This window comes from Glycomyces salinus (assembly GCF_016428645.1).
GTDB lineage: Bacteria > Actinomycetota > Actinomycetes > Mycobacteriales > Micromonosporaceae > Glycomyces > Glycomyces salinus.
This window is the reverse complement of record NZ_JAELXW010000106.1, coordinates 26286-33756: the sequence shown is the minus strand read 5'-3', so window position 1 is coordinate 33756 and position 7471 is coordinate 26286. Positions and strand designations below refer to the sequence as shown.

The 7471-nt window shown below is 68.4% G+C and carries 7 protein-coding genes; 3 read left to right on the top strand and 4 right to left on the bottom strand.

Annotated features, from left to right (window positions below):
- The coding region (locus tag JFB92_RS25815; protein ID WP_233163602.1) for a hypothetical protein at window positions 1-193 on the bottom strand (193 nt) is incomplete at its 3' end.
- 39 nt (window positions 194-232) lie between these two features.
- Between JFB92_RS25815 and JFB92_RS21100 the strand changes: the two genes are divergently transcribed.
- Complete coding sequence (locus JFB92_RS21100; protein WP_199043266.1) at window positions 233-691, top strand: GNAT family N-acetyltransferase; 459 nt, start codon at window positions 233-235, stop codon at window positions 689-691.
- A 47-nt stretch (window positions 692-738) separates the two neighbouring features.
- On the opposite strand, the gene JFB92_RS21095 is transcribed toward JFB92_RS21100, so the two are convergent.
- The gene (locus JFB92_RS21095; RefSeq protein WP_199043264.1) at window positions 739-1569 is read right to left on the bottom strand and encodes a hypothetical protein; all 831 of its coding nucleotides are present in this window, start codon (window positions 1567-1569) and stop codon (window positions 739-741) included.
- Window positions 1570-2086: 517 nt separating this feature from the next.
- Between JFB92_RS21095 and JFB92_RS21090 the strand changes: the two genes are divergently transcribed.
- Both JFB92_RS21090 and JFB92_RS21085 read left to right on the top strand, forming a co-directional pair.
- Window positions 2087-3622, top strand: a complete 1536-nt coding sequence (locus JFB92_RS21090; RefSeq protein ID WP_199043262.1) for a gamma-glutamyltransferase family protein — start codon at window positions 2087-2089, stop codon at window positions 3620-3622.
- A gap of 62 nt (window positions 3623-3684) precedes the next feature.
- Entirely contained in the window at window positions 3685-4806 is a 1122-nt protein-coding gene (locus tag JFB92_RS21085; RefSeq protein WP_199043260.1) for a DNA glycosylase AlkZ-like family protein, read from the top strand.
- 216 nt (window positions 4807-5022) lie between these two features.
- Here the strand turns inward: JFB92_RS21085 and JFB92_RS21080 are convergent, their stop codons facing one another.
- On the bottom strand, window positions 5023-6180 hold the full coding sequence (locus JFB92_RS21080) for a S1 family peptidase (protein ID WP_199043259.1): 1158 nt from the start codon (window positions 6178-6180) through the stop codon (window positions 5023-5025).
- 351 nt (window positions 6181-6531) lie between these two features.
- On the bottom strand, window positions 6532-7356 hold the full coding sequence (locus tag JFB92_RS21075) for an NmrA family NAD(P)-binding protein (protein WP_199043253.1): 825 nt from the start codon (window positions 7354-7356) through the stop codon (window positions 6532-6534).
- Between the last annotated feature and the right edge of the window lie 115 nt (window positions 7357-7471).

Genomic DNA, 7471 nt, shown 5'->3' with positions numbered 1-7471 from the left:
CGAGGGTGTGGGAGAGCAGGACACCGCCAAACATTAAACATTGAGAGAAGCTGCGGCCCGCCGGATATCCGGCGGGCCGCAGCTGTATCCGCATGTCCCCACACGACACGATCCGGCATTTCGCATTATCGGTCTGGGCTTCACGTAGCCGATCGGGCCCATACTGGCCCCTGAACGCATTGTTCAGGATCATCGGGGCCGGATTGTCGGACTCGGAAGATAGCTTGAAGGCATGGATAATGCACCCAGACTTGAGGCCGTTACACCGGAAAACGTCACCACGGCCTGCCGAATCAAAGTCGCCCCGGAACAAGAGGCGTTCGTGGCACCGGTGGCGGACTCGCTGGCCGAGGCTTACGCCTCCTACGCGACCGCGTGGCCGCGCCTGGTGTACGCCGGTGACGAGCCGGTTGCCTTCGTGATGGGGGGATTCGATCCGGAAGCCGAGATCGAGTTCTTCCGCTGCGGCATCTGGCGGCTGAATGTCGATGCTCGGCATCAGCGGGCCGGCTATGGCCGTTTCGCCGTCGAGGCGGTGCTCGCCGAAGCACGGCGGCGCGGGTCGAACCGAGCCACCGTGATGTGGAAGCCCGGTGCGAACGGTCCCGAAGACTTCTACCGTCGAATGGGGTTCGAGCTGACCGGTGAGGAATTCGCCGGCCAGACCATCGGAGCGATCGCTCTCGACTGACAAGAAAGCCCGCAGCCTTACGGCTGCGGGCTTTCTTGCGTTCAGGTCTACACGTAAGGGCCCTCAAGGGGTTCGCCCGCGTGCTCGCGGTACCACAGGCCCCGGTAGCAGCGCCATGGTTCCGGGCGCAGTTCGGTCGGGGCGAAGATCTGCTCCAGTAGGCTCCTGGCCTCCAAGAAGAAGTCGAGCCTTTCGTCCGGGGCCGCGATGTGCTGCGAGTCGTCCACCGGGGTCTCTGCCGGGAGGATCGTCAGCGACGGCCACACCGTCGTCTGCTCGGCCAGCGGCAGCAGCCATGCCCGCATCTCGTCGAGCGGGTCAGCGCCCACCGTGTAGGTGAACGACGTCCGGTGTCCGGCCGCTCTGGCGGCAGACAGGACCTGGGCGAGCTCTTCCGGTTGGGCCGCTTCGCCCTCCGAGTCCTCCGCGAACGACTCCGTGGTCAAGAACAGCAGGATCGGGCCGACGTTCTCGGCGAGTTCGGCGAACGCCTCCTGCGTGTGCAGTGCCGAAGTCAGCACTCCGAGCGTGGTCTCCTGCGGCAGGCCCTCGGCCGACATCGCCTCACGCACCGCCACCAGATGCTCGACGACGACGGCCTCGTCGTGGGCCTGGCCCGCCGAGAGCATCACCTCTTTGATCTGGTGGGCAGTGCCGTCGTCGGCCAGGTCCGAGGCCAATGCCTGCAACAGGTCCCGGTAGCTCTTGGTGAGCTCGGCCGAATCGGTTCCCTCCTGGAAGATCACGGTCGCGGCGGTACCGTCGGCGCGCAGGTATCCGCGCACCTCCTCACCCGGTTCGGCCTCGATGATCTCTACCACCGGCGTGCCGTCGACGCACAGCTCGGTCAGGCCGTGCTGCGGGGATGAGCGGTCCACCTGAGCTCGCAAACTGAACGGCGAAGTAGTCCGATCCGCGGGCAGCACCATCATGAACTCTTGGTTCTCTGAATTGATGCGCAGTCGCATTCCCTCGGTGTCATTGCCGCGCAAACCGTAAAGGTTGAGCGCTATTAGCAGCAGCTCATTCCATTGCAGGTTGTGCCGCACGGCCAAACGACGCCAACGGCGTACGGTTGATGAGATCGGGCCGGCGCTATCCGCAGGCTCTGTTGGCTCTTCCATAACCAGTTCCGATCTTTCTTCTCGTCCCCACCGCTGTCCTCCACCGTACAAGAGACTTTGCCGTACAGGTGGACGCGGTCCGCCTCTATGCTAGGTCTCCCCAGCGCCGAAAGCACCCCTCGTGAGCGGCGGCACTATCGCCCCTCACACCGAATCGTTACACCCCGACCCGACATTGCGAGGGCACCCCGCAGGCGTGGCTCCGCGTGTCTCGCAACTAGCCGCGCGGCAAGGTAGGCTTCGAGGCCGATTAGACGCATCGGAGGCTCCAGTGGTCAACCAGGGCGTGGTCTGTTCAGTCGACCCCCGCGCCAGCGAAGCCGGACGGTCGGTGCTGGCCGCCGGAGGCAACGCCGTCGACGCGGCGATCGCGGCGGGCGCCGTGCTGACCGTGGTCGCGCCGCACCTGTGCGGACTGGGCGGCGACTTGTTCGCACTCGTCCACCGGCCCGGCGATCAGACCCCGGCGAGCCTGAACGCCTCCGGCCGCGCCGGATCCGGGGCCGACCCCGAACAGCTGCGCGCCGAGGGCCACCGGGACATGCCCTTCAGAGGCGATGTCCGCTCGACCCCCGTCCCCGGGTGCGTCGACGGCTGGTTCACCCTCCACGACCGCTACGGAACCCGCCCCATGGCCGAGCTGCTCACCCCCGCGATCGAGCTCGCGGCCGAAGGCTGGCCGGCCACCGCCATGCTCGCCCGAGCCGGCGCCACCCTCGATGGCGTCGAAGGCGCCGAGGACCTCACCGGTCTCGTCCCCGGGCAGACGGTGACGCGCGCCCGCACCGCCGCCGCCCTGCGTGCGATCGCCGCCGACGGCCGCGACGGGTTCTACCTCGGCGATTTCGGCCGCGGCCTGATCGAAATGGGCCGGGGCCTGTTCGACGGAGCCGACCTCGAAGCACCGCAGGCCGACTGGGCCGGACCGCTGTCGATCGACGCCCTCGGGCACCGCGTGTGGACCGCCGCCCCGAACTCCCAGGGCTACCTCCTGCTGCTGTCCCTGGCCATCGCCGACCGGCTCGACCCTCCGGCCGATTCCGACCAAGCCATGTGGGCGCACTACCTGGTCGAGGCCTCCCGCCAGGCCGGGCACGACCGGCCCGAACGGCTCAGCGAGGACGCCGACGTCACCGACCTGCTCGCCTCGGCCGCCGAACGGGCCGCCCGCATCGACCCCGAGCGGCGCGCCGACCTGCCCGAGAGCCACTGCGGCGGCGGCACCACCTACATGGCCGTCCTCGACCGCGACGGCTGGGGCGTCTCCTACATCCAGTCCAACGCCGCCGGGTTCGGCACCGGACTGTTCGAGCCGCGCACCGGCATCGGCCTGCAGAACCGCGGCGTCGGCTTCAACCTCACCGCCGGGCACCCGGCCGAGTACGGGCCCGGGCGGCGGCCCCCGCACACCCTCGTGCCCGCCCTGGTCACGCGCGGCGACGGCTCGCTGCGTCTGGTCGCCGGCACCATGGGAGGCGACTCGCAGCCGCAGATCCTCACCCAACTGCTGTCCCGCGTCCTGCGCTCGGGCCAGTCGGTGACAGAAGCGGTCGCGGCGCCCCGCTGGTGCCTCCACTCCGGCCCCAACGGTTTCGGCACCTGGGCCGGCCCCTACGAGTTCGACGTCGAACTGGAGCGGGGATCCCCGGACGCCTGGCGGCGGGGACTGGCCGATCGGGGCCACCGGATCGCCGACCGGAACGCCGGCACCTTCGGGCACGCCCACCTCATCGAGGTCGACCCCGACGGCCGGGCCGGCGGCGCGGCCGACCCGCGCGCCGAGACCGGGACCGTCGCCGTCGTCTGAGCGGCCTTGTCGGACCCCTCCGGTACCGTCTGACCCGCATCCCAGCGCGGAAGGAACCGACAGTGCCAGAGACGCTCAGCCTCGCCCAGGCCCGACGCATCGCCGTCGCCGCGCAGTTGCGGCCACGCTCCAGCCGGTACCGAACCGTCCTGGAGCGGCTCGGCTGCGTACAGCTCGACACCATCTCGGCGGTCAGGCGCGCCCACGAGTTGACCCTGCTGGCCAGGGGCCTCGGACTCGACGAGGTCGGGCGGAGCCTGGAGCGGCGGCGCACGCCCGTGGCCTTCGAGGGCTGGGCTCACGCCATGTCCCTGATTCCGGTCTCGGCCTGGCCCTACCACGCCCGGCGGCGCCGCTGGTGGCGCGAGGAGTACCAGTTCCGGCCGATCCCCGAGAGCATCCGGCGGGACGTGCTGCGGCTGCTCGACGAGCACGGGTCGGTGACCGTCTCGCATTTCCCCTCCGGCGCGATGCACCGCGGCGACGCCCCGGTCAAGAACATGGGCGACAGCTGGAACCTGCGCACCGACCACAAGCACGCCGCCGAGCAGATGATGCTCACCGGCGAACTGGCCTGCACGCACCGCACCGGCTTCAAGCGGGTCTACCAGACCGTCGACAAGGCGATCCCCTCCCAGCACCTGTGGGACGCCGACGACGAGGCGTGCCTGCGGCACCAGGTCGGCACCGCCCTGCGCAACCTCGGCGTCGCCACCACCAAGGACATCGCCGACTACTTCCGCATCAAGGTCGCCGCCACCGAACGCACCCTGCGGGAGATGGAGATCGAGCAGGTCAAGGTCGAGGGCTGGCGGGGCCGGGCCTGGATCGACCCCGATCTGAAGCGCACCCGACTGCCCGGGGCCGCCCGGCCGGTCGCGGTGTCCATGTTCGACCAGCTCGTGTGGCTGCGCGAACGCATGCAGCGGCTGTGGGGCCACGACTGGAAGATCGAGATCTACGTCCCAGAGGCGAAGCGGACCTTCGGCTACTACTGCCTGCCGATCATCGCCGGCGACGACATCCCGGGCCGGGTCGCGCTGCGCCGCAACAACGGCGAACTCGTCGTCGAAGCCTGCGAATGGGACGACTCCCGAGCCGACCGCGACCTGCTCCGCGCGGCCGTCGACCTGGCCGCCGACTGGGTCGGCGCCGAGGTGCGGTGGAAGGCCGAACCGGCCTGAGAATTGTCAGCCGAGCAGCCCAGAGGACCAATGCGGTTCACTGAGGATTCACACATTGACGACATTCTGACTTGTGCGACCCGATTCATCCGTATGCGCCCGAAGTGGACTATGGCCGCCACCGCCTTGGCCGCCGCGGCACCCGGTGCGGGTGGAGTCGGACCCGACTCCACCCGCACCCTTGCGGGTCGGCAGTGATCGATGGGGATTCCCGGCCTAACCGGTGTACAGCGTCAGACCCCAGGCGTTGAGCATCGGATTGATCGGCTGGAAGTAGGTCGTTCCACCCCAGCTGCAGTTGCCCGAACCGCCGGAGGTCACGCCCTGAGCGCTGTTGCCGGTGATGAACGAGCCGCCCGAGTCGCCGGGCTCGGCGCAGACGCTGGTGCGGGTCAGCCCGTGGACGGCGCCCTCGGCGTAGTACACGGACTGGTTGAACGCCTGCACGGTGCCGCAGTGCCATCCGGTGGTCGAGCCGGACCGGCAGATCGAGGATCCGACGGCGGCCCGGTTGGAGTTGTAGACGGAACGCGAACCGTTGTACATGTTCACGGTGTTGTAGAGGGTCTCGCCCGAACCGACGGCGACCCAGGCGCCGTCGCTACCGGGGAACACTGACTGCTGGAACGTGCCGGGCGCGGCCTGGCCGCTGGTGAGCGAGTCACCGGAGGAACCGCAGTGGCCGGCGGTCACGAAGCCCTTGGTGGAACCTCGGGTGACGGCGAAGCCGACCGAGCAGCGCCAGGAGTTGTTGACGATGTAGGCGTCGCCGCCGCGCACGTAGTAGGGTTCGGGCGCTTCGGCGGTGGTGTCGATCTCGATCATGTCGCTGTCGACGCCGGCGGCCTCGACCAGGTCGGTCGCGGCCGCGGTCTCGGCGGCCTCGATCACGACGTTGTTGGACTCGAGGTCGATGTAGTAGCCGTAGACCTTGGTGTCACGGACCTCGCCGAAGGACTCGGTGACGGCCTTGAGCTCGGACAGGTCGTTCTCGACCAGGACCGGGGTCGCCCCTTCGGTCTTCAGCTCGTCGGCATCGGCCGCGGAGGTGGTGGCGACCATGATCTCCTCGGCGTCCTCGGAGACCCACAGGCCGGCGTAGCTGTCGGAGAACTCGGCCGGCAAGTCCTCGAGCAGGTCCGAGGCGACGGCCTCGACCGCGAGGCGGTCGTAGACCTCGGTGGCGGTCAGGTCGAACGTCTTCGACATCTCCTCGACCATCGCCGGGTCGATGCTTCCGAGCAGGTCGGAGCGGGCCTCGTCGGCTTTCAGCTCGAGCGGGTCGGCCGAGGCCGCCGACGAGGTGAGCGCGAGCGCGAAGGAGGTTGCGATTGCGCTTGCGGCGGTTATCGCCAGTGCGCGTTGGCGTTTCATCTCAGTGCCTTTCGGGTGAGGGCATGAGGCAACTACCGGGGGGTAGAAGCCCATGACGTGCGCTTGTGAGCAACGTCATATGTGGAGATTAGAGGGAAATCACCCGAACTTGAAGATGTAGATAAACTTCAATAATTCAGTGAATATCCTACGAAGTCACTCGTTGTTACCAAAGTATGAATCGGTATGGGATTCAACGAATTATCCGCATAAATCGGTGCAGCTGAGTGGCGCGTGTGTCGAGAGCGGAGCGGCGCCGATTTTGTCCGATCAGGGTGGGGGCCAGAACGCCCGGTGTCGGTTCGGCGGCAAACTCCGGTCCGGGATCGGGGAAGCGCGGGGTCTCGTCTCCTACGTGAAGAGCTCCGCGTTCTCGACCGCCCAGTCGGCGAAGGTGCGGGCGGGGCGGCCGGTTATCCGCTCGACCGTGTCCACCACGGTCCTGCCCTCTTCGGGCGTGTCGCCCAGGGCCTCGATGAGAAAGGCGATCATGTCCTCGCCCATGCCCTGACGCGCCCACCGCGACTCGGCCTCTCCGACGGTGAGCTCGATGAACTCCAGTTCGCGCCCGATCGCCTCGCCGAGGATCCTGACCTTGTCCGGGAGTGCCACCGCCTCGGGGCCCGTCAGCAGGTACGCCTCGCCGCCGTGCCCGCTTTCGGTGAGCACCTTGGCGGCCACCGCGCCGATGTCGGCGGGGTGGATCATCGCGCTGACCCGGTCGCCGAACGGCTCGCGGATGACCCCTTCGGCCTTGACGGGCCCGGCCCACCACATGGCCGTGTTCGACATGAACTCGACCGGGTGCAGGAGTGTGGTCTCGATCGAGCCGGCGCCGAGGGCCCGCTCGAGTTCGCCGTCGGCGCGTCCGCCGAGGACGGTGGCGCGCTTGACTCCGGCGCGCTCGGCGAGTGCGACGACCTCGGCGGCGTTCTCCAGCGGCGCGTACTGGTCGCCGGCGAAGTTGATGAAGTGGACGGCCTCGACGCCGTCGAAGGCCCCGTCGAGGCTCTCGGGCTCGGCCAGGTCGCCTATGGCGAGTTCGACGCCCTCGGGCAGCCGCGCCTCACGGTTGCGGCTGAGGGCGCGGATCGCGATCTCGGGGTCGAGCCGCTTGAGCTGTCGGATCACGTTGCTGCCGACGGTGCCGGTGGCGCCGGTGACGAGAACGGTCATGGTGTACTCCTCGGTTCGGTCTAGCGGAACGTTGTATTCCGATAATACCAGAACGGAATGATCCCTTCTGATCGGAGGTCGGGTGGGGCTCGGGGTGGTGGGACTGGGTCTGCTT

Bases quoted from the DNA above. Each gene is read 5' to 3' on its own strand.
- JFB92_RS21080 (WP_199043259.1), bottom strand. From the start codon at position 6,180: ATGAAACGCCAACGCGCACTGGCGATAACCGCCGCAAGCGCAATCGCA.
- JFB92_RS21075 (WP_199043253.1), bottom strand. From the start codon at position 7,356: ATGACCGTTCTCGTCACCGGCGCCACCGGCACCGTCGGCAGCAACGTG.
- JFB92_RS21100 (WP_199043266.1), top strand. From the start codon at position 233: ATGGATAATGCACCCAGACTTGAGGCCGTTACACCGGAAAACGTCACC.